General features: G+C 44.7%; 16 protein-coding genes and 1 pseudogene. 9 read left to right on the forward strand and 8 right to left on the reverse strand.

The window, feature by feature from the left end; genetic code table 11:
- Positions 1–125: 125 nt before the first annotated feature.
- Positions 126–485: pseudogene (locus F6K57_RS02335) on the forward strand (transposase); the annotation flags it as partial.
- Between the two features lie 235 nt (positions 486–720).
- Entirely contained in the window at positions 721–1,542 is an 822-nt protein-coding gene (locus tag F6K57_RS02340) for a tetratricopeptide repeat protein (protein ID WP_293023228.1), read from the forward strand.
- 333 nt (positions 1,543–1,875) lie between these two features.
- Here the strand turns inward: F6K57_RS02340 and F6K57_RS02345 are convergent, their stop codons facing one another.
- Complete coding sequence (locus F6K57_RS02345; RefSeq protein ID WP_293023230.1) at positions 1,876–3,321, reverse strand: MFS transporter; 1,446 nt, start codon at positions 3,319–3,321, stop codon at positions 1,876–1,878.
- A 1,284-nt stretch (positions 3,322–4,605) separates the two neighbouring features.
- On the opposite strand from F6K57_RS02345, the gene F6K57_RS02350 reads away from it, so the two are divergent.
- From F6K57_RS02350 to F6K57_RS02360, 3 genes are read left to right on the forward strand one after another with little or no spacing between them, the layout of a single operon-like run.
- Positions 4,606–5,868: an ABC transporter substrate-binding protein gene (locus tag F6K57_RS02350; protein WP_293064514.1), complete on the forward strand. Its 1,263-nt coding sequence runs from the start codon at positions 4,606–4,608 to the stop codon at positions 5,866–5,868.
- Between the two features lie 3 nt (positions 5,869–5,871).
- A complete protein-coding gene (locus tag F6K57_RS02355; protein WP_293043309.1) occupies positions 5,872–6,828 on the forward strand; it encodes a sugar ABC transporter permease in 957 nt (318 codons plus the stop codon).
- Between the two features lie 14 nt (positions 6,829–6,842).
- A complete protein-coding gene (locus tag F6K57_RS02360) occupies positions 6,843–7,670 on the forward strand; it encodes a carbohydrate ABC transporter permease (RefSeq protein WP_293023236.1) in 828 nt (275 codons plus the stop codon).
- A gap of 241 nt (positions 7,671–7,911) precedes the next feature.
- Here F6K57_RS02360 and F6K57_RS02365 read toward each other — a convergent pair whose 3' ends face one another.
- Positions 7,912–8,730 (reverse strand): TIGR01548 family HAD-type hydrolase, encoded by an 819-nt coding sequence (locus F6K57_RS02365; RefSeq protein WP_293065025.1) that lies wholly within the window; start codon positions 8,728–8,730, stop codon positions 7,912–7,914.
- A gap of 174 nt (positions 8,731–8,904) precedes the next feature.
- On the opposite strand from F6K57_RS02365, the gene F6K57_RS02370 reads away from it, so the two are divergent.
- On the forward strand, positions 8,905–9,204 hold the full coding sequence (locus F6K57_RS02370; RefSeq protein ID WP_075897825.1) for a 30S ribosomal protein PSRP-3: 300 nt from the start codon (positions 8,905–8,907) through the stop codon (positions 9,202–9,204).
- A 280-nt stretch (positions 9,205–9,484) separates the two neighbouring features.
- Here the strand turns inward: F6K57_RS02370 and atpC are convergent, their stop codons facing one another.
- A complete protein-coding gene (atpC, locus tag F6K57_RS02375; protein ID WP_070391911.1) occupies positions 9,485–9,895 on the reverse strand; it encodes an ATP synthase F1 subunit epsilon in 411 nt (136 codons plus the stop codon).
- Between the two features lie 137 nt (positions 9,896–10,032).
- On the opposite strand from atpC, the gene F6K57_RS02380 reads away from it, so the two are divergent.
- Entirely contained in the window at positions 10,033–10,239 is a 207-nt protein-coding gene (locus F6K57_RS02380; protein ID WP_293023243.1) for a hypothetical protein, read from the forward strand.
- A gap of 94 nt (positions 10,240–10,333) precedes the next feature.
- Here F6K57_RS02380 and atpD read toward each other — a convergent pair whose 3' ends face one another.
- The 5 genes from atpD to F6K57_RS02405 form a co-directional block, all read right to left on the reverse strand.
- Positions 10,334–11,782, reverse strand: a complete 1,449-nt coding sequence (gene atpD / locus F6K57_RS02385) for a F0F1 ATP synthase subunit beta (RefSeq protein WP_293023246.1) — start codon at positions 11,780–11,782, stop codon at positions 10,334–10,336.
- Between the two features lie 318 nt (positions 11,783–12,100).
- Complete coding sequence (gene minE / locus F6K57_RS02390) at positions 12,101–12,415, reverse strand: cell division topological specificity factor MinE (protein ID WP_293023248.1); 315 nt, start codon at positions 12,413–12,415, stop codon at positions 12,101–12,103.
- Positions 12,416–12,506: 91 nt separating this feature from the next.
- Entirely contained in the window at positions 12,507–13,301 is a 795-nt protein-coding gene (gene minD, locus F6K57_RS02395) for a septum site-determining protein MinD (protein ID WP_293043306.1), read from the reverse strand.
- The gene (gene minC / locus F6K57_RS02400) at positions 13,298–14,218 is read right to left on the reverse strand and encodes a septum site-determining protein MinC (protein ID WP_293023253.1); all 921 of its coding nucleotides are present in this window, start codon (positions 14,216–14,218) and stop codon (positions 13,298–13,300) included. Before minC ends, minD begins: the two co-directional genes overlap by 4 nt.
- A 64-nt stretch (positions 14,219–14,282) precedes the next feature.
- Positions 14,283–15,605: a four-carbon acid sugar kinase family protein gene (locus F6K57_RS02405; RefSeq protein WP_293064520.1), complete on the reverse strand. Its 1,323-nt coding sequence runs from the start codon at positions 15,603–15,605 to the stop codon at positions 14,283–14,285.
- 518 nt (positions 15,606–16,123) lie between these two features.
- Here F6K57_RS02405 and lysS point away from each other — a divergent pair.
- The gene (gene lysS / locus F6K57_RS02410) at positions 16,124–17,836 is read left to right on the forward strand and encodes a lysine--tRNA ligase (protein WP_293064523.1); all 1,713 of its coding nucleotides are present in this window, start codon (positions 16,124–16,126) and stop codon (positions 17,834–17,836) included.
- A gap of 339 nt (positions 17,837–18,175) precedes the next feature.
- Positions 18,176–19,810, forward strand: coding sequence for an alpha-D-glucose phosphate-specific phosphoglucomutase (locus F6K57_RS02415; RefSeq protein WP_293064526.1), 1,635 nt, complete (start codon positions 18,176–18,178; stop codon positions 19,808–19,810).
- Positions 19,811–19,864 lie beyond the last annotated feature (54 nt).

The raw sequence follows: 19,864 nt of genomic DNA on the forward strand, positions 1-19,864 counted from the left end.
GCCACCAACAGATACATTGGAGCACTCCGAAAGGAAAGGATATCTAGGAGCCGTGTGAGGTTAAAGCTTCATGCACGGTTCTGAAGGAGAGGTGCTCCCCTTAATAGGGGACATCGACTCTAACAAACCACCTACTATCAAAGTATGATGTAATCGCTCATGAAAAACTAAATGTTAAAGGACTGGCTAAGTCCCGATTGGCTAAATCTGTGTTGGATGCGGGATGGTCAAGCTTCTTGACAATCCTAGCAAGCAAAGCCGTTCGCGTAGCGTGGCCTACGGCCTTGAATGCTGGCTTGTTAACGGTTCCAGTAAGCCCCAAAAATACTTCACAGAATTGCTCCAATTGTGGCAATAAAGTCCCCAAGAAGTTGCATGTCCGGTGGCATGATTGTCCCCATTGTGGATGCAGTCTTGACCGCGATCATAATGCAGCTATCAATATACGAAATAGAGCGGCAGGGTTTGAAGTTACCGTAAGATAGTGGAGCCTTAATCAAAAAGTTTTAACCCTTTTATGCATAGCCGACTAACAATAAAGGCTCCACTATCTAAGGTTTCGTCTCTCGGCAGTCCGTTCTTAAAGCCCAGCGCCTCCTAAGGGATGCCCGGATTGGCTGGGAAGCCTACACTGAACCTGTAAGGTCAGTGTAGGAGCTGTCACTAGTTAATAGTCAGTAGCAAGGAATATCAAGATTGCGGTGTGAGTTGAAATAATATATGAAACGCTTGATTCGAATTTTACTGATTTTACTGCTTGTCGTTGTATCGGCTCCTACGATCATCACACCCCCAGCAATGGCGCAAACCCAATTCCCAGAATTGACTAAGGCTCAGATCAAACAAATTAACCAGTTAAGGAAAAAGGCATTTGCTGCTACGAATCAGGGGAAATTCCCCACTGCTGAAAATTACTGGACTCAGCTAATTGAGCTGTTGCCAGATAATCCCGTGGGTTGGAGTAATCGGGGTAACCTTAGAGTCAGCCAGAATAAATTAGAAGATGCGATCGCAGACTTTACTCACGCCATTGAGTTAGCACCAGAAGCCACTGACCCTTATCTAAATCGCGGTGCTGCCTATGAAGGACAAGGGCGATGGCAAGATGCCATTGCTGACTATGAGCGATTGCTAAAACTTGATCCCAATGATGCCATGGCTTACAACAACTTAGGGAATGCCAAGGCAGGACTAGGCCAATGGACAGAAGCGATCGCAAATTACCAAAAATCCATCGAGTTAGCGCCCAAGTTTGCCTTTGCCTATGCTAACTATGCTCTGGCCCTATATCAAATTGGTGAAACCAAAGAAGCCATGGGCATCATGCGCAATACCATCCGAAAATACTCCCAATTTGCCGATCTGCGAGCTGCTTTAACAGCCGTTTTGTGGGCTAACGGAAAACGGGGGGAAGCTGAGAGTAACTGGGTGGCAGCCGTTGGTCTCGACAAGCGCTACCAAGACTTGGACTGGGTAGAGCATGTCCGCCGTTGGCCACCAATGATGGTTGAGGCGTTAGCAAATTTCTTAAACCTTAAGTGAAATTAACGTAAGGATTCAGCCGTCAGCCGTCAGCCGTCAGCCGTCAGCTAAAAGCTCACGCTACTTGAGGTGCCGCCAGCCGTCAGTCATTCGCTACTTGAGGTGCTGACGTAACAGAGATTAAACCAATTTTTACCTATTTTATTAAAAAGCTGATAACTGATAACTGATAGCTGAATGCTTACAAATTAACTTAAGTGAAATTAACCTGATCAACCTTAGCTTTTCTCAAGAGTCAATACTTTAGGAGTTACCCAATAACGTTAAGTCTTAACCTACGTTTAGGGTGCGTTCGCACCCTAAACTCATAACTCTTGACTAAACTATTGATTCTCAAGCACGCTTACCAACAAGCAGTTGTTTGAGGTTCCGACCCCGTGGCTCCTGGACAAATACCAAAGGTAAAAGGGTAGCCAATCGCAGGGCTGCTGAGAGGGCAAATAATGTTGGCAAACCACCGAAGTGAGGTAACTCGGCTAAAAAGCCACCAAATGTACTACCTATAGCACCACCTAATCCAGCTGATGCTGCAGCCGCCGCAAAATATGTGGAGGGTTTGTGGACTGGTGAGATCTCCACTTGGATGTTATTGGCACACAGGTCAATGGCTGCCACAGATGAACCTGTCGCGAAGAATAAAAGGGGTAGCCAAACCCAAAGAGCGAGAGTTGTTGGGCTGCTGATGCCAAGCCAAAGTAAGGGAATCACAGATAGCATGATCACAACAATCATTAGTACTGGGCGATTCCCGATCAGGTCAGACAACTTACCCCAGTACATCAGTGTCAATAAACTTGCTCCAGCCATCAGACTCGTATAGAGGGTTACCCAACCAACATCTAAGCCCAAATTGTCGAGCAGATAAACATTGAAAAACGGATTGCTGAGGGTGAAGGAAAAAACCCACAATCCAAAGAAGAGTACAAAGATTAGGAAGTTTGTATCTTTCAATAAGGCAACATAATCAGAAGGTGTGGGTTGATCCTCAGACTCTAAGGTTTCACCAGTAGTCTCATCAGTCTTCGCAGTCTTTTTTGAAGGTATCTGAGGAGTGACATCTACCATGAAGAACTGAAAAAGTAAACTGAGTATTCCAGCTATGATAGCCAAAATCAAGATTACGCCGTAGCCTTGAACTTGGCCACCTCCCCAGGTAGAAACAATATATCCGAGTAGGGGAACACACAGTAGGTTGGTTAAATGATTAAAGCTATTGCGCAGTGCAAAATATCGCCCTCGCAGGCGAACAGGAACTAACACCGCCATCCAGCTAGCCCAAGAGGGACTACCCAAAGCTCCAAAAATGTGAGTGATCAGGTTAATCGCCAGTGTACACAACACCAGATGATGAGCTGGAGCCAGACCAGTGCAGAACATCCCAATTCCTGCTAGGACAAATAACCACAGTAGTCGTGAAGGAACGAAGGTTTTCAGGATAAACCAGTGGCGACTGTAGGATCGATCAGATAAATAAGCACCAATAGGCTGTAGAAAATTCGCGAGTAGAGGTATTCCTGTGAGAATACCGATTTCAAAGTTGCTAGCCCCCAGTTGCAGCAAGAAGTTAGTCAGCAAAACCTCAGCCGTGACACAGCCAAAGAAGGTGGAAAACACACCGTCAATGTTGGCAGCCCTTAAGCTAGAGCGAATCTCTCCCTTGGGAATTTTTTCAGTAGGGCTAAGCGGCGGTCGTGCTTCCTTGTTTAGGGACTTGAGCAAATCTGGCAATCGCGGCAAAGACGGAGCTTCTGGGGCGACATCGGATATGAGTCTGAGCATAGCGGTTCAGGTAGCTAGATAGAGAGGACTTAAATGGCGAAATGGAGACGAGTAAATCGTATTGGTTCAGGTAGCACCTGTACTGGATCGGCAGGCAGGTCGAAACTCCTATGCCATATCCTCCCTACAGCATCCCCCTTCTTGATGGGCGTAGCGTGCCCATAGCGTAACCCTCTTGGCTTGCTCTTAAATCCCCCCTATACCCTCTTTTAAAACCCCCTTCGGCTAAAAGGGGTTTTAAAAGAGGAGTCTATGCCATTTAAATCACGAGGGAAGTAAGACTTGCTTACTCTCGCAGAAGACCTACCATAGCCTTCCGTACTCTTGGTAGAGTCCGGCAAGGTCTAGCTCCTGCGACATCTGCTATACACTCCGGTAACCCTTACTTTTCGAGAAGGGCTACCTTTCAATAACACTTATTCTCTAGCCTTCACCCAACCCCTTAGAAATACGAAAAGTATTACTCTTCGAGCATCCCTAAGGGTTACTTCCTAAGGGCTATGCCCTACGGGGAGAGCTATGGTCATGACGGGGTATAGCAGCGGAGGCTACGCTATTCAATTAACGGGGGAGCAAGGGGGCTAGACATGGATCATGAGGAAAAATCACGCCAATGCCTTATTCCCTTGTTTAGGAATCCCGATGTAGCCAGAATCGATATCTACATATCAATATCTACATATCAATATCTACATATCAATACTGACCGAGGTACAGCTGTTGCCTTTTTTATCCCTGGGGCAACAGGGTACCTTATACATAATATCTCAAAAAAATTAAAATATTGCAACAAAAATACAATTAAGTATATTGACGGAAATCTTTCATCTGACAGATCGTGCGCAAGAGCTCCCACTACCTTGCTACGGACAAAAAAAAGGCGGGATCGCCTTCATAGTCTTGATCTCCGGTTTGCGTAGTTGAGTCAGTCAAGAGTGTAGCCCTGATGGGGATCATGGTTAATCATAATTAAAGCTAAAGATAAGTGGTGGTATAATAAGGATAAGCAATAATAAAGTTGGCTACTAACAGCTAGCTTTACCCCAATAAATATGGCTAGTAACAGCTTTACACCTTAAGAAATAAGGACACCTTAAGAAATAAGCTGTAGAAAGCCATCTTGGACACCTTAAGAAATAAGCTGTAGAAAGCCATCTTGGATGTCGAGTTATCTCAAGAACCATATCTTCATCTGTATTTACTAATTATTTCTAGGTATATAGCCACCTCCTCAGACGGGAAATAAGTTTTCCAGGGGAGGTGCCCTTGCCGTCCTTACTTATCATGAAGCAAATCCTTTCGAGATGTCTAATTTTACTATCTCTAATTCTGTTCCTAACTGGCTGTAGCCGCAGTATCGCCAGTGACATTTCTACTGTGACCCTCAGCGGCTGGCAGAGCAGCCCGAAGGAAAAACAGCTCCTTGAGCAGGTACTGAGGGAGTTTGAAGCATCACATCCTGGCATAAAAGTCAAGTTTGAAGTGATCACTGACCAATATATGGATGTCATTAAGACTCGGTTGATTGGTGATGCTGCTCCTGATGTCTTCTATGTAGACGCCCTAGATGCTCCCTTACTCATGAATCATGGCGTTTTGGAGCCTCTTGATGATTACATCACTGAGGACCAGGACCTAGATTTAGATGACTTTGCTCCCCATCTCTCGGAAGCCTTCCAATCCTTAGGCAAAACCTACGGATTGCCTAAGGATTTTACAACCCTTGCCCTTTTCTACAATCAAAAATATTTCGATCAACTCAGTATAAGCAACCCTCCCCAAACCTGGGAAGAGTTAGAGGACTATGCCAAAAAATTGACCAGGGATACAACTCACAATGGCAGGGTTGACATATATGGATTAGGGATCACGCCAGAACTCTCTCGTCACTACTTCATGATCAAAGCCTTTGGCGGTGAGTTAGTTGACCAAAAAGGCGAGGCTGTCTTCGCGACTCGGCAAAGTCTATCAGGTCTAACACCTTTGATGGATATGTATCGAGAAAACCATTCTGCTGCCATACCGTCAGACGTTGGAGCTAGTTCTGGGAGCGAAATGTTTGGCCAAGGGAAGGCAGCAATGGTTATTGAAGGTAGCTATGCGATTCCTTACCTACAACAGACATTTCCCAAAATTGAGTTTGCCACTGCGGAAGTTCCCAGTATTGGTAACCACAAAGGAAGTATGGTTTATACCGTTGCTTATGTCATGAATAAGCAAGCCAAAAATAAAGAGGCTGCCTGGGAACTGATTTCTTATTTGACTGGCAAGGAAGGAATGAAAGCTTGGGCGAACGGAGGATTGGCAATCCCGGCTCGGAAATCAGTCATATCAGAACTTGGCTATGAACAAAATCCTCTTTACACCCCCTTTATTGCTGGTGCTGACTACGCCACGATTTGGCAAGAGGATGAAAAATTGCCAATATTTATGACCCATTTCGACAATCAGTTTCTTAGTGCTTTACTGGGTGAGCAATCCTTGAAGTCAGCCATGAAAAAAGCACAACAAACTGCTAACAAAGAAATTCAAGCGAGTAACTACTAACAAATGTCACTAGCTAAAGCTAAACTTGGAGTTGACCAAAACGTCAAATCGAGGGATGTCATATTGAAGAGATTTTGGCAGAAAGCCAAAGTTAGGGAAGCTATATCTGGCTACCTCTTCATGGCTCCTACTATTCTAGTTTTAGGAACCTTTTTGATTGCACCAATTATCTATGCAATCTTCCTTTCCTTCCATAAAGTTGAGATTTTAGGAGGCCTGAGTTACCGATTTGTCGAGTTAAAAAATTTCCTCCGTACCTTTGAGGATGAGCGAGTTTGGATTGCGCTAAAAAATACAATTGAGTATGTCATTATTGTTGTTCCTTGTCAAACAATCCTTGCTCTGGTTTTAGCTCTAGTCCTCAATAAAGAAATTAAAGGAAAAAAATGGTTCAGGATTATTTTCTTTCTCCCGACTGTCACTTCATCAGCGGTTTTAACCCTGATATTTATCTGGATTTATAATTCTAATGGTCTACTTAATGGATTACTAGACTTCTTTGGTTTACCGACCTATAACTGGCTAGGAGACCCAAGTGTGGCTCTCAAATCCATTATGATAATGAATATTTGGTCTACAGCACCGTTTTTCATGGTGATTTACCTGGCAGCGCTGCAAGATATACCTAGGTCCGTTTATGAAGCGGCAAAACTTGATGGGGCCAATGAGTTCGATCAGTTCATAAATATTACCGTGCCTTTACTCAAACCAGTTACATTTTTCGTTATGGTTATGGGTATCATTGGCACGTTTCAGTTATTCGACCAGTCTTACATCTTCTCGGGTGGCACCGGTGGTCCAAACAACTCAACCCTGACGGTTGTGCTTCTGATCTACCAGTATGCGTTTAGAAGTCTGGATATGGGTTACGCCGCTGCACTGGCATTAATGTTAGCTGGTGTAATTCTAGTGACAACACTGATTCAACGCGGCTTCTTTAGAGAAGAAAAAGCGAATTAGGAGATCAAAGAAGAGTGAATAATTTTCGTTGGATCAGAGGGATATTTTATGGCATTCTTATCCTCTATGCCATTATTACGTTTTTACCTTTTGCTTGGGCTTTATCAGCCTCCTTTAAACCCCTTGAGGAAATTATCGCTGGCGGGTTGAATTTTATACCCCATGATTTTACCTTCGATAACTACCGCAATATTTTCATTGAATCCCCTTTGTTTGGGCGCTGGTTTTTAAACAGTGTCTTGGTTGGTGTTTGTGTAACAGGCTTGAATATTATATTTAACTCAATGGCAGGTTATGCCTTAGCCAGAGTTAAGTTTCCAGGTAATTCATTATTGTTGGGAATAATCTTGGCAGTTTTGATGATTCCTGGACAAGTCACCCTAATTCCTGGTTATTTAATCTTAAAGTCTTTGGGATGGCTGAATACCTACCAAGGATTGATTGTACCGAGTGCAGTGAATGCCACCTTTATTTTTATGATGCGGCAGTTCTTTATCAATTTTCCTAAGGAACTTGAAGAGGCTGCTGCCTTGGATGGATTAAGTCGCTGGGAAACCTTTTGGCAGGTTGTCCTGCCTTTAGCCAAGCCAGCTTTGGCAGCACAAGCGATCTTTATTTTTATGGGGTCTTGGAATAATTTCTTAATGCCCCTAATGATTACCTCTGACCCAGGAATGTTTACGCTTCCCTTAGGTTTAAATACCTTTAAGGGGCAATACATTAGTTATTGGAACTACATTATGGCAGCCTCAATGGTCTTTACTATACCGGCTTTGGGGATTTACGCCTTCTTCAATCGTTACTTTATCTCTGGGGTAACATTTACTGGCTCTAAAGGATGAGCTGGTGAAAGGGTAAAGGGTCAAGTCCCACTACACACAGAGAAACGGATATGCCAATGGCAAGGTCAAGAGCTTCCCGCTTTTAATGCAGCGAGGTCTTGGGGGTAACCCCAAGACCTCGCTTTTGTTTTCGTCAACCTGTGAATTTTTGGAAGATTGACTATTGACTTTGACTTTTAACCTCAAGGACTCTCAACCTTGGCCTTTTGGCCACGGGTGCGCGTTCAACTATTAACAACCATTAACCCTGATGTACTATTTTCTGAATCTGTTCAGGAGTCAGCTGCTCAACATTATTAAAAACCGCTGTTGCACCAGCAGCTTTTAGCCTCTCTCCATAAGCCTCCCGGTGTTCTGGTATCTCCTGCACATGAGGGGGTAAAATCCCTACCCCAACCCAAACTCGTTCTGGATGAGAGTCTCTGGCTTTTTCAACAGTGTACATGTCAGCAACTGTGTCACCAACGTAGATAACTGGCAATTTCACCTTAACTTGGTGGTTCTGTTCTAGTTGTAGAACTACGGCAAACAGTCCTGTAGGGTCAGGCTTACCAGGAGCATCTTCCATCGCAATTAAAACAGGCCGTTCGAGACCAAGTCGTCCTTCTAGGGCATAGTTCGCTTCCTGTCGTGTTGCCCCACTGAAAAAACCCCAAGGAATCCCTGCTGTTGTCAAACTCTGTAAATAACTGGGTTGTAACAATAACGGTTCGTCACAAATGTACCCAGTCCAATGGTTGGGATCTGTTCCTCGATAGCGAGAATTGAAAAAATCAACAAGGGCTTCATAGTCGAGAGAAAAATGGGATCTCGTTTTTCCTTGAGCCTCAAAGTAGCGATAAACTAATTCTCGCGATGCATCCCAGTCGTTATTCCATAGCCCTTCTGATTTGAGTTGGTCAATCTCTACCATCGTGGGTCGATAGGCACCACCAGTGTAATGGTCTACCGTATCTGCGATCGCTCTACGGTAAGAACCACTAACGTCACGCACCACGCCGTCAATGTCGAACACCACTATGGCATTAAAGTTAGGAATAAATGTTTCTGAACTAGGCATCATGCACGCTTGGGCTAGTTGAGCCAATATTGCTGATCAGCACCAATACTACCAACTATTTAACTACAAACCTATCCCTGAATCTTGATCAAGAACAGTCTTCTTGCGCTAAAATCATCAATTGTACAATAGATTATAGTTAAAGATAACCTGGGATATCTGAGGGAGGCCTGATTGTCAAAATTTCTATTAAAAGTTCTCTGGCTAGATGAGAATGTAGCCCTGGCAGTTGATCAAATTGTCGGCAAAGGCACCAGCCCATTAACTTGTTACTTTTTCTGGCCCCGGAACGATGCCTGGGAACAGCTCAAGGATGAGATGGAAGCCAAACACTGGATTACTGAAGCTGATCGCATTGAAATCCTCAACAAAGCCACTGAAGTTATTAACTACTGGCAAGAGGAAGGTAGGCGTAGACCTATGTCTGAGGCTCAGGCTAAGTTCCCGGAAGTCGTTTTTACTGGTAGTGCTTAATCCAGCCTTGCTGATTAATCTAATGATTGAGGGGAATTGGGAATTGGGAATTGGTAACTGACCACTCATCCGACCATCGTTGAGATGATTCCTTAGTTGAACAACGTCCTTAATCCAATTACCTTAATCCAATTACCTTAATCCAAGCAAAAGACTGACCTTGACCAACTCCAGACGCTCCCCTACCCCCCTGTTTCGGGGGGTGTGGAGAGCGCGGAGCTTATAAGGTTTACATGCCTTCCTTACTTCGTTTACGGGGTTAGAATTTACCCTTGTGTTACTACACCATGCCACCAGCAGCTTGAAAGCGAGCACGGGCTTTCTTATAGGCTTGAGTTGCTTGGATTTTTTCTTGGGTATTCTCCTCGTTTTGAAGTTCTTCTAGACGAGCTTTTGCTTCGTTGAACTCAACACCTGCAGCATCCTTGTCAATTTCATCTTTGGACTCAGCACCATTGACAAGAATCGTCACTTCATTATCTTCAACTTCCACAAATCCACCCATAAGAGCAATTGGTATCCACTCTTTGTCTGAACGAATTCGCATCACACCAGTATCCAGCGCTGATAACAGAGGAGCATGATCACTCAATATCCCAAGCTGACCGGTAGTGCTGGGTAAAATTATTTCCTGTGCTTGGTCATCCCAGACGGTTTTGTCGGGAGCAATAATACGAACAGTTAAAGCCATCAGCAGAATCAATTGTGTTTGTTGGACTTTGGCAGTTTAGCAGGTTGAAAGTTACAGGTTACAGGTTAACTGGTTGAAGGTTAATTGTTACAGGTTAATTGTTACAGGTTAATTGTTACAGGTTACAGGTTAACTGGTTGAAGGTTACTAGGTTGCTGGTTACTGGTTACTGGTTACTGGTTACTGGTTACTGGTTACTAGGTTGCTGTTTAAATACCAAACCTTGGCCTTTCGGCCACGCTACGCGAACAACCTTGATAACCTTGGCCTTTCGGCCACGCTACGCGAACAACCTTGATAACCTTCAACCTTCAACCTTGATAACCTTCAACCTTCAACCTTGATAACCTTCAACCTTCAACCTTGATAACCTTCAACCTTCAACCTTGATAACCTTCAACCTTCAACCTTGATAACCTTATTAGCATCAAACCTGACTTAACTCTTTAGTTTTTCAGCTTTAGCGATCGCTTGATCAATACTGCCCACCATGTAGAAGGCTTGCTCGGGAAGGTCATCCAATTCGCCCTTCAGAATCATTTGGAAGCCTTTGATAGTATCGTCCAAGCTAACATACTGACCAGGAGAACCAGTGAAGACCTCAGCTACAAAAAACGGTTGAGACAAGAAGCGCTCAATCTTGCGGGCGCGAGCCACCGTTAGTCTGTCATCCTCGGACAATTCATCCAAGCCCAAAATCGCGATAATGTCTTGGAGTTCCTTGTAACGCTGTAGAGTTGCCTGCACAGAACGAGCTGTTCCGTAGTGGTCTTCTCCCACAATGCTCGGTTGCAGCATAGTTGAATTAGAATCGAGGGGGTCCACAGCCGGGTAAATTCCCTTAGATGCTAGGCCACGGGACAACACTGTTGTACCATCTAAGTGAGCAAATGTAGTTGCTGGGGCTGGGTCGGTCAAGTCGTCAGCTGGCACATATACTGCCTGAATCGAGGTAATTGAACCCTCGTTAGTGGAGGTAATCCGTTCTTGCAGAGCACCTACGTCTGTTCCCAAAGTTGGTTGATATCCTACAGCAGAAGGCATTCTTCCCAAAAGAGCAGACACTTCCGAACCGGCTTGTACAAATCGGAAGATGTTATCGATAAACAGCAACACGTCCTGCTTGTTCACATCCCGGAAGTACTCAGCCATGGTCAAAGCTGACAGACCCACCCGCATTCTCGCACCGGGGGGTTCGTTCATCTGACCATAAACTAGGGCAATTTTCGACTCGTTTAGATCATCCGGGTTGATTACCTTGGATTCCATCATTTCGTTGTAGAGGTCGTTCCCTTCACGGGTACGCTCTCCTACACCGCCAAATACTGATACTCCACCGTGTTTCGTGGCGATGTTGTTGATCAACTCCATCATGATCACAGTTTTGCCGACTCCAGCGCCGCCAAAAAGACCAATCTTACCACCGCGTCGATAGGGAGTCAGCAGGTCGATTACTTTAATACCCGTTTCGAATACTGAGGGCTTGGTTTCCAGCTCGGTTAACTTGGGAGCAGGGCGGTGAATTGGGAAGCGCTCCTCAGATTCTGCCGGTCCTCTGTTATCTACTGGTTCACCCAAGACATTGAAAATCCGTCCTAAGGTAGCCTTGCCGACGGGTACACTAATGGGGGCACCAGTATCAATAACTTCCATACCCCGCACCAGACCGTCTGTACCACTCATGGCAACAGAGCGCACTTGGTTATCCCCGAGAAGCTGCTGCACTTCGCAGGTCACAGCAACATCTTGTCCAGCTTCATTTTTGCCTTCAATTCTCAAGGCATTGTAAATCTGCGGCATTTTGCCGCTGGGAAACTCTACGTCAACAACCGGACCGATAATTTGGGCAATAGCGCCCGTGTTTGTTTGTTCTGCGGTGCCTACCATATTGCGCTTATTTAGTCAAGCTATTGTTACAGATTTTGGAAAACAGTCTTAACATTTAGTAATGCCACTCTCAAGATTACCATTGTTAGGGTTCAACCGTATCGGAAGTTGATCCCAAATTAAATATAAACACGACTCTAGCTTCCATCCCTTAGGGGTGACCATAGGAGGAGACCTTGGTTCATAATCACCTTCAAAGGTGATCCGATAATTGTTCAGCCAAGTAATAGCCTCAATTTAGCTAGACACCCCAAACCGGTTTACCCCACAACCGGCCTACTTTTGAAGTAGCTTGTCACCCCTTCAGCTACTAGAGACTTACTCTTCTTCGTCTTGAGTGAAGCGTTGGTATTCTTCCTTTAGTAGTTTTTCCTTAACTCGTCGGATGGGTAGATTAGCAATTAGTGCTGTTGCCCGTTGGTTGCTTTCTAAGGAAAACTCTGACCCATCGGGATCAATCTCAACGTAGCGAGAGACCACCTCCAGGATGTCTTGCCGCATCGACTCCACCATTTTAGGACTCAGGTCAGAGCGATCGTGGGCAATTACCAGTTGGAGGCGGCGCTTAGCCTCCTCACGGCTGCTTTGAGCACTCCTCCAGGAAAAAAGTTGTTCTAGAATTTCGATAATCATGGGGCTTTTTGGAGTAGTGAATAATCACACAGGGGGAGAAGGAAGAGGCTCTTTGGCAAAACTAGTTGTTGGCAATTCACAATGTAAAACCTTATCTGAACAGGCGGCGTAAGCGGCTGATTAGGTTGTCGTGTTCTGCCATCAGGTCGAGGAAGGAAATATTTGCACCTTCTAAGCGTGCAGCAATGTTTTCAATGGCAATTCCAGGCAGGGTTTTCTTTTCTGATAGGATTAAAGGTTCACCCTGATTACTGGAGACAATCACCCGTTCGTCTTCGGGGATAACACCAATTAGGGGAATAGCAAGAATTTCTTGGACGTCTTGAACTGACATCATCTGATCCGCTTTTACCATTGTGGCTTTCAGGCGGTTGACAATTAGGCGGGTATTTTTAATTCCTTCCGCTTCCAGTAAGCCAATCACTCGGTCAGCATCCCGCACTGAGGTAATCTCTGGTGTAGCAACGATTAGGGCTTCAGTAGCTGCCGTAACCGCATTTTTAAACCCACTTTCGATTCCTGCTGGACAGTCCACCAAGATGTACTCGTAATTCTTGGCTAACACCCCCAACAACTTTTTCATTTGGTTGGGGTTAACGGCTTCTTTGTTACGACTTTGGGCTGCAGGTAACAGGACTAGTCCTTCCTGCCGTTTGTCTTTGACCAAAGCTTGGTCTAAGCGGCACTGACCTGTTAAGACTTCAATAGCCGTGTAGACTACGCGATTTTCTAGTCCCAACAGCAGGTCTAAGTTTCTCAAACCAAAATCTGCATCCACTAAGGCAACTCGACGACCCAAACGAGCTAGGGCTAAACCTAGATTGGCGGTAATGGTAGTTTTACCCACCCCTCCTTTGCCAGAGGTGACAACAATAATTCGACTCATGAATTCAACGACAAGTGGGTTTTAGCAACATCAGCAGCTCTAGCAATACGAATTCCAAGGGAAGTCACGTAAGCTACTTCAGGATAGTACTGAAGTGGCGGTGTCTCCGGTGCCCTAGCTACAGCATCAGCAATCCGCAACTGGGTGGGTTCCATTTTTAATGCCATAATCCGACATTTTCGATTACCATTCGCACCGGCGTGGGCAATGCCTCGTAGATGCCCCCAAACTAAGATATCCCCAGCTGCAATCAATGCACCACCAGGGTTCAAGTCTCCTATTATAACAATAGTGCCAGGGTGACGAATCTCTATACCAGAACGCACGGTCATTTGTAAGTACAGAGGTTCTGCGAGTAATTCAGTAGGTTGATCAATCTTTTGATTCAAAGAGTACTTAGGGGTTTCTTGTTCTACTGAGTACCCAGCAGCTGCAGCAGCCACAGCAGTTTGTCGGCGCGTGGTGTAGACTCGCTTTAGCCTTAACTGGACTTCCCCAAGGGCATCAGCGATCGCTTGTAGCTTCATCCCATCCAGCAATTGATCCCCAGCCATCATATGGACACTGGATTCAGGCTGCCAAAAGCGCTCTCCAGCATTGAGGCGATGCTTGAATTGTTCCCATAGGTCCGACCAATTGGCAGTACTAGGGTTTTTAGTGGCTGGTGGCAAGATCAACAACAGCCGTTTCCCCTCACTTTTTAAGCGAACTTGCCCTTGGCAGTTAACTACCGAGTTGCGGTCGTCGGAAACCGTTGAAACTGGTGATGGTTGGGCAGAATCAGAAGTCATGCAACAAGGAGCTAGATTAGTTAACGCACCGAAGATAGATTCTTCCGTGATCATACCTTCTTCAGCAAGTTCTGCTGGATAACTGTTGAGAATTTTAGCTAATGGTGGTGTAGGGCAAAAGGGCAAGATACTTAAATAGTGCTATTGCTCTGTCACCCCAGACCCACACTCGATATCCTGTCAAGCATTATTACTCTCCACTCAATCGACGGTAAACCGTGACCAAGCCATTCACATCTCCCACATTGCCAGGAAATAGCACTACAGGTAAATTAGGAAACTGGGGATGGTCAGCAGAGGTTCGCACCATTGAGCATCCAGGAAGGATCTGACCCAATAGTCGTGCTGACCTCAAAGCCAGACCAGTACTTAAGACATCATTGGAGGTAATACCCCCTTTACTGATTAAAAACCCAATATCTTTAGGTAATCCCCTCACGATATCCATCAATAAGCCTGAAACTACTGCTCCAAAGGCCAGCCGTTTCTGCACATCCTCAAAAACCAATTCCTGACGAGAGGTATAAACCACCGGTGTCTTACCAGCACTGTGAATTTCCTGAACCCGCTCGAGAATACTTGCCAAAAGTTTTGCCCGTTGCTGTTCGGATTCATCTAGTAAATTGGCAACATTTACCTCAATCCCCCCAATCCCAGATGCTCCCAATAGCTGCTCCAGCTGCTGGGTAGTCTTTTTAACGTGGGAACCCACAATCACAACTCCTGGTTTCCCCTCTCGGACATACTGAGCCATATCCATAGCGGCCACGGGTTGGGGGCCAAGACTAGCAAGGGAGGTTAAAATACTAGCAGCAGAGCGAAACAGAAAGCGTTTCCCTTGGGCAGCAGCCTTCAGGACATCTGCCGCAAATTGATCTAAATCCCCTTGGGTTTCCCCATCCACAACGCCACACTGGTTATTGGTAAGTTTGAGAAGGCGCTCCAAGCTACCGTTACGAATATCTGCTAGTAAAAACCGCTCGACCGCATCAGCCTTGATCTGACCTTTGGTCTTTTCTTGGACATAGTCGGGTAAATAACTATGGCGATATCCAAATACCGAATCATGGGCAAACTCGGTCTCATGCACTGGGGTTCTAATACCATCAATGATTAGGTAATGGACACTATCGATAGTGACTCGTCCGCCCTCAAAGAATGCGGGGACTAAGAAATGGGCATCAAATGGTCCGACTTCCTGGGCGATTACATCAGTTTCCACAGGATAATGCCCCCGCAAGGTGGAGTCAGAGCGACTGACTACCATAAAATCTTTAATTCCTTCAGCGTCTATGGCAATTTTGAGGTTATGGCAAACTTCCCGAGTCACAGTTGCTGCTTGCTCTGGGTTAAGAGCTCTGGTATTAGTAAGAATAAAAAAGATTGGGGAGTTATCCCTTAGTCCCAGCCGCAATGTATCCACATCCCAGTGCATCAGCAACAAGCAGCTGTGAACAGTCTGGGAGCCAGTCGGGTCATCATCGAGGACAATAATTTTTGGTTTTTTGGTCATTTCCCAAGCTTGTCATTAAAGTCAGTTATTTACCATAGTAATCGGGAATGGGTAATCGGGAATGGGTAATTGGTGATTGTTATAGCAATGCTCATAATTATTATAACATAAAAGTAAATTGATAGGGAGCTTGATAGCAGATAATCTATAACAATAATATCCCCAATCAAGTCAGTAAATTTTAGAGCATGTAATCGGAAGCATTAATGGAATCATCGTTATGATAACTGACAGATTAATTATGATTATAAACTACTAATTATTAAAATTATCTATAAAAATAGTTATATTTGATCCGGTTTAAAAAATCAGCTATAATTATAGTTATAGAGCAGTGCTAACTGATTATTGATAACTTATTGATAACTAGTTATACTTCCCTTATGTTCCCCGTTACCTATGTTAACGAGGATGTTAACGTTTAACTTATAAATTGCTATATAATAAGGGGTCACCAGGCAGCACTAACTTACAGTTTATCCACTATTTGTCCACTAGCTAGATTGTCGCTATAAATTATGTCAGACCAATCCCGTCCAGAACCACAAAGCACTTCAACTCTAGAAGAAATTCGCACCACACGGCTTGAAAAAGTTGAACAACTCAAAGCAGAAGGATTAATCCCCTATGCCTATAATTGGGAATCTACAGCTCAGGCTGCCGAATTGCAGCAAAACTATGCTGACCTAGGCAATAGCGAAGAAGTAGATGTCGAAGTTGCTGTTGCTGGTCGGATTATAGCTCGTCGTGTCTTTGGTAAATTAGCTTTCTTCAACATTCAGGATGAGACCGGTACAATTCAGCTTTACCTGGATAAAAAGAGAATCACTGCTAAAATGGCAGACCTTCCTAATGCTTTCAATATTCTCAAAAAACTCACTGATACTGGCGATATTATTGGGGCAAAAGGAACCATCAAGCGCACGGAGAAAGGGGAACTCTCGATCTATGTCAAGGAGTATGATATCCTGACCAAATCTCTGTTACCTTTACCAGATAAGTGGCATGGTTTAACGGATACAGAAAAGCGCTATCGTCAACGTTATGTTGACCTAATTGTTAATCCCGATGTGCGGGAAACCTTTCGTCGTCGTGCCAAAATCACTGCTTCTATTCGGCACTATTTAAACCAACAGGATTTTATTGAAATTGAAACTCCGGTACTTCAGAGTGAGGCTGGTGGTGCAGATGCCCGTCCTTTTATTACCTACCACAACACCTTACAAATGGACTTGTATCTGCGTATTGCTACGGAGTTGCATCTGAAGCGACTAATTGTTGGTGGTTTTGAAAAGGTGTATGAGTTGGGGCGTGTCTTCCGCAATGAAGGAATTTCCACTCGTCACAATCCGGAATTCACCATGATTGAAATCTATCAGGCTTACGCCGATTATAATCAGATGATGGTGTTGACGGAAAATCTGATCAGTAATGCTGCTAAGGAAGTGTTAGGTACACTAAGCATTAACTACCAAGGTGAAGTAATTGATCTAACTCCCCCTTGGCGTAAAGTAACGATGCACGAGTTAGTCAAAGACCAAACTGGTTTAGATTTTGATAAGTTTACCAACATTGAGCAGGCAAAAGCAGCAGCCAAAGATGCTGGTGTGGAGGTTCCCAATGATTGCTATTCTATTGGCAAATTGCTCAATGAAGCCTTTGAGCAAAAGGTAGAAGAAACGTTAATCCAACCGACTTTTGTTCTGGATTATCCTGTGGAAATCTCTCCCCTCACTAAACCCCATCGCTCAAAATCAGGTTTAGTGGAACGGTTTGAATTGTTTATAGTGGGAAGAGAAACAGCAAACAGTTATTCTGAGTTAACTGATCCTATAGATCAACGGCAACGACTAGAAGCACAAGCAGCCAAGAAAGCAGCAGGAGATTTGGAAGCTCAAGATGTTGATGAAGACTTTCTGGCTGCCCTGGAGTATGGTATGCCTCCCACTGGTGGTTTAGGTATTGGTATTGACCGTTTAGTGATGCTACTGACTAATTCACCGAGTATTCGGGATGTGATTGCTTTCCCATTGCTGAAAAGTACCAGTGCTGTGATTAAATCCTTCGACTACGATGTAGACAAAAAAATTCTTCGGCTTGAATTTAATAATGGTAGTATCTACAAGTATCGAGATGTACCAGAGGAGATCTACAATGGTTTGAAAGATAATCCTTCTATCGGTCAGTATTTTAATACCCATATCCGCGAAAAATATGGCTTCGACCGATAAATTTAGTGTCAGGATTCAGCCCAAGGCTCATTAGCTATAACCTAGTGACTTGCTGTTGGATTATAAGTTTAGCGGTCAGATGAAAATTTAGTTCTTAATCAGCGATTAGCTAACCTTGTGCAAAGCTAATCGCTTGTAGGTTAGATAGATTAAAGTAAAGCATTGACAAATAAACAAAAATGTGCGTAGGTAAGGATTGATAGTGCGTTCGTGCTTTGCTAGACCAGGGATCACTAAATTCACGAGTCATTTATCAAAGACTTTTGAATTTTTCATTAACAATGAACAGGTAACAGTTAACAATAAAGAATTAGCAGTAAAACCTGTAGCTAGCTTGTAATGAACATACGCACTGTCTCTACTAAGCCCTTTACAGACCAAAAACCCGGTACTTCCGGACTTCGTAAGTCGGTCACCGTTTTTCAGGAGCCCCATTACCTAGAAAACTTTATCCAGTCTATCTTTGACTCCCTAGAAGGCTGTGAAGGTCAAACCCTAGTTGTAGGGGGTGATGGTCGCTACTACAATCGGCAAGCAATTCAGACCATTCTCAAAATGGCAGCCGCCAATGGGTTAGGTCGGTTGTTAGTCGGTTGTGGTGGTATTCTGTCTACCCCAGCAGCATCTTGTGTTATTCGCAAGCATAAGGCATTAGGTGGCATTATCCTCTCGGCCAGCCACAATCCTGGGGGTCCAAAGGGTGACTTCGGTGTCAAATATAACACCAATAATGGTGGACCAGCACCGGAAAAGGTGACGGAAGCTATCTATGCTCGGAGTAAAGTCATCGATAGTTACAAAATCCTGGACGCTGCGGATGTCAATCTAGACCGACCAGGTGCATTTACTCTGGGAACCTTGAGCGTTGAAGTGATTGACCCAGTTGAGCCTTATACTCAATTGATGGAGTCCCTATTTGACTTTGACCGCATTCACCAGCTACTAACCTCTGGGAAATTCCGGATGTGTATGGATTCATTACATGCGGTAACTGGTCCCTATGCCCATGCTATTTTTGAACAACGCCTAGGGGCACCAGAAGGTACAGTACTTAATGGTATACCGTTAGAAGATTTTGGCGGTGGTCATCCTGACCCTAATTTAGTCTATGCTAAGGACTTGGTGGATATTCTCTATGGTGATAATGCCCCGGACTTTGGGGCTGCTTCCGATGGGGATGGCGATCGCAATATGATCCTAGGAAGCTCGTTCTTCGTTACCCCCAGTGATAGCATAGCCGTGTTAACCGCCAATGCCCATCTCGTACCTGGTTATAGTCAAGGTTTAGCAGGGGTAGCCCGTTCCATGCCCACCAGTGCTGCTGTAGACCGAGTGGCGGCTCAGTTGGGTATTGATTGCTATGAAACCCCAACAGGTTGGAAGTTTTTTGGCAATTTATTGGATGCAGGTAAAGCCACTTTGTGCGGTGAAGAAAGTTTTGGCACTGGTTCTAACCATGTACGGGAAAAAGATGGGCTGTGGGCAGTGCTATTCTGGCTCAATATCCTGGCAGTGCGGGGTGAATCAGTGGAGCAGATTGTCCGTAGCCACTGGCAAACCTATGGTCGTAATTTCTATTCCCGCCATGACTATGAAGAGGTAGATGGGGCACGAGCTCAGGAACTGATGGAGCGTCTGCGTTCAAGTGTCCCAGACCTGAAAGGACAGCAATTTGGTTCTTACCAGGTAGAGTATGGTGATGACTTTAGTTACACAGACCCAGTAGATGGGAGTGTCAGCCAAAAGCAGGGGATTCGGATTGGCTTTACTGATGGCTCTCGGATTGTATTCCGCCTATCTGGCACTGGCACAAAAGGGGCAACCCTACGGCTCTATTTAGAGAGCTATGAGCCAGATTCCACTAAGCATGACGTGGATACTCAACAAGCATTGGAACCACTGATTTCCCTTGCTCATGAGATTGCCCAGATTCGGAAGTTTACAGAACGGGAGGTTCCCACTGTAATTACCTGAGGTAAAGAAAGGAACACGGGTAATAGGTAAGGTAATAGGTAATAGGTAATAGGT

The sequence above is a fragment of the Moorena sp. SIO4A5 genome, from assembly GCF_010672005.1.
In the GTDB taxonomy this organism is placed as follows: Bacteria; Cyanobacteriota; Cyanobacteriia; order Cyanobacteriales; family Coleofasciculaceae; genus Moorena.

Excerpts from the sequence above, each read along its gene's own strand:
- lysS (WP_293064523.1), top strand. The coding sequence starts at position 16,124 with ATGTCAGACCAATCCCGTCCAGAACCACAAAGCACTTCAACTCTAGAA.
- F6K57_RS02365 (WP_293065025.1), bottom strand. The coding sequence starts at position 8,730 with ATGCCTAGTTCAGAAACATTTATTCCTAACTTTAATGCCATAGTGGTG.
- F6K57_RS02355 (WP_293043309.1), top strand. The coding sequence starts at position 5,872 with ATGTCACTAGCTAAAGCTAAACTTGGAGTTGACCAAAACGTCAAATCG.
- minD (WP_293043306.1), bottom strand. The coding sequence starts at position 13,301 with ATGAGTCGAATTATTGTTGTCACCTCTGGCAAAGGAGGGGTGGGTAAA.
- F6K57_RS02415 (WP_293064526.1), top strand. The coding sequence starts at position 18,176 with ATGAACATACGCACTGTCTCTACTAAGCCCTTTACAGACCAAAAACCC.
- atpD (WP_293023246.1), bottom strand. The coding sequence starts at position 11,782 with ATGGTAGGCACCGCAGAACAAACAAACACGGGCGCTATTGCCCAAATT.
- atpC (WP_070391911.1), bottom strand. The coding sequence starts at position 9,895 with ATGGCTTTAACTGTTCGTATTATTGCTCCCGACAAAACCGTCTGGGAT.
- F6K57_RS02340 (WP_293023228.1), top strand. The coding sequence starts at position 721 with ATGAAACGCTTGATTCGAATTTTACTGATTTTACTGCTTGTCGTTGTA.
- F6K57_RS02350 (WP_293064514.1), top strand. The coding sequence starts at position 4,606 with ATGAAGCAAATCCTTTCGAGATGTCTAATTTTACTATCTCTAATTCTG.
- F6K57_RS02345 (WP_293023230.1), bottom strand. The coding sequence starts at position 3,321 with ATGCTCAGACTCATATCCGATGTCGCCCCAGAAGCTCCGTCTTTGCCG.
- F6K57_RS02405 (WP_293064520.1), bottom strand. The coding sequence starts at position 15,605 with ATGACCAAAAAACCAAAAATTATTGTCCTCGATGATGACCCGACTGGC.
- minE (WP_293023248.1), bottom strand. The coding sequence starts at position 12,415 with ATGATTATCGAAATTCTAGAACAACTTTTTTCCTGGAGGAGTGCTCAA.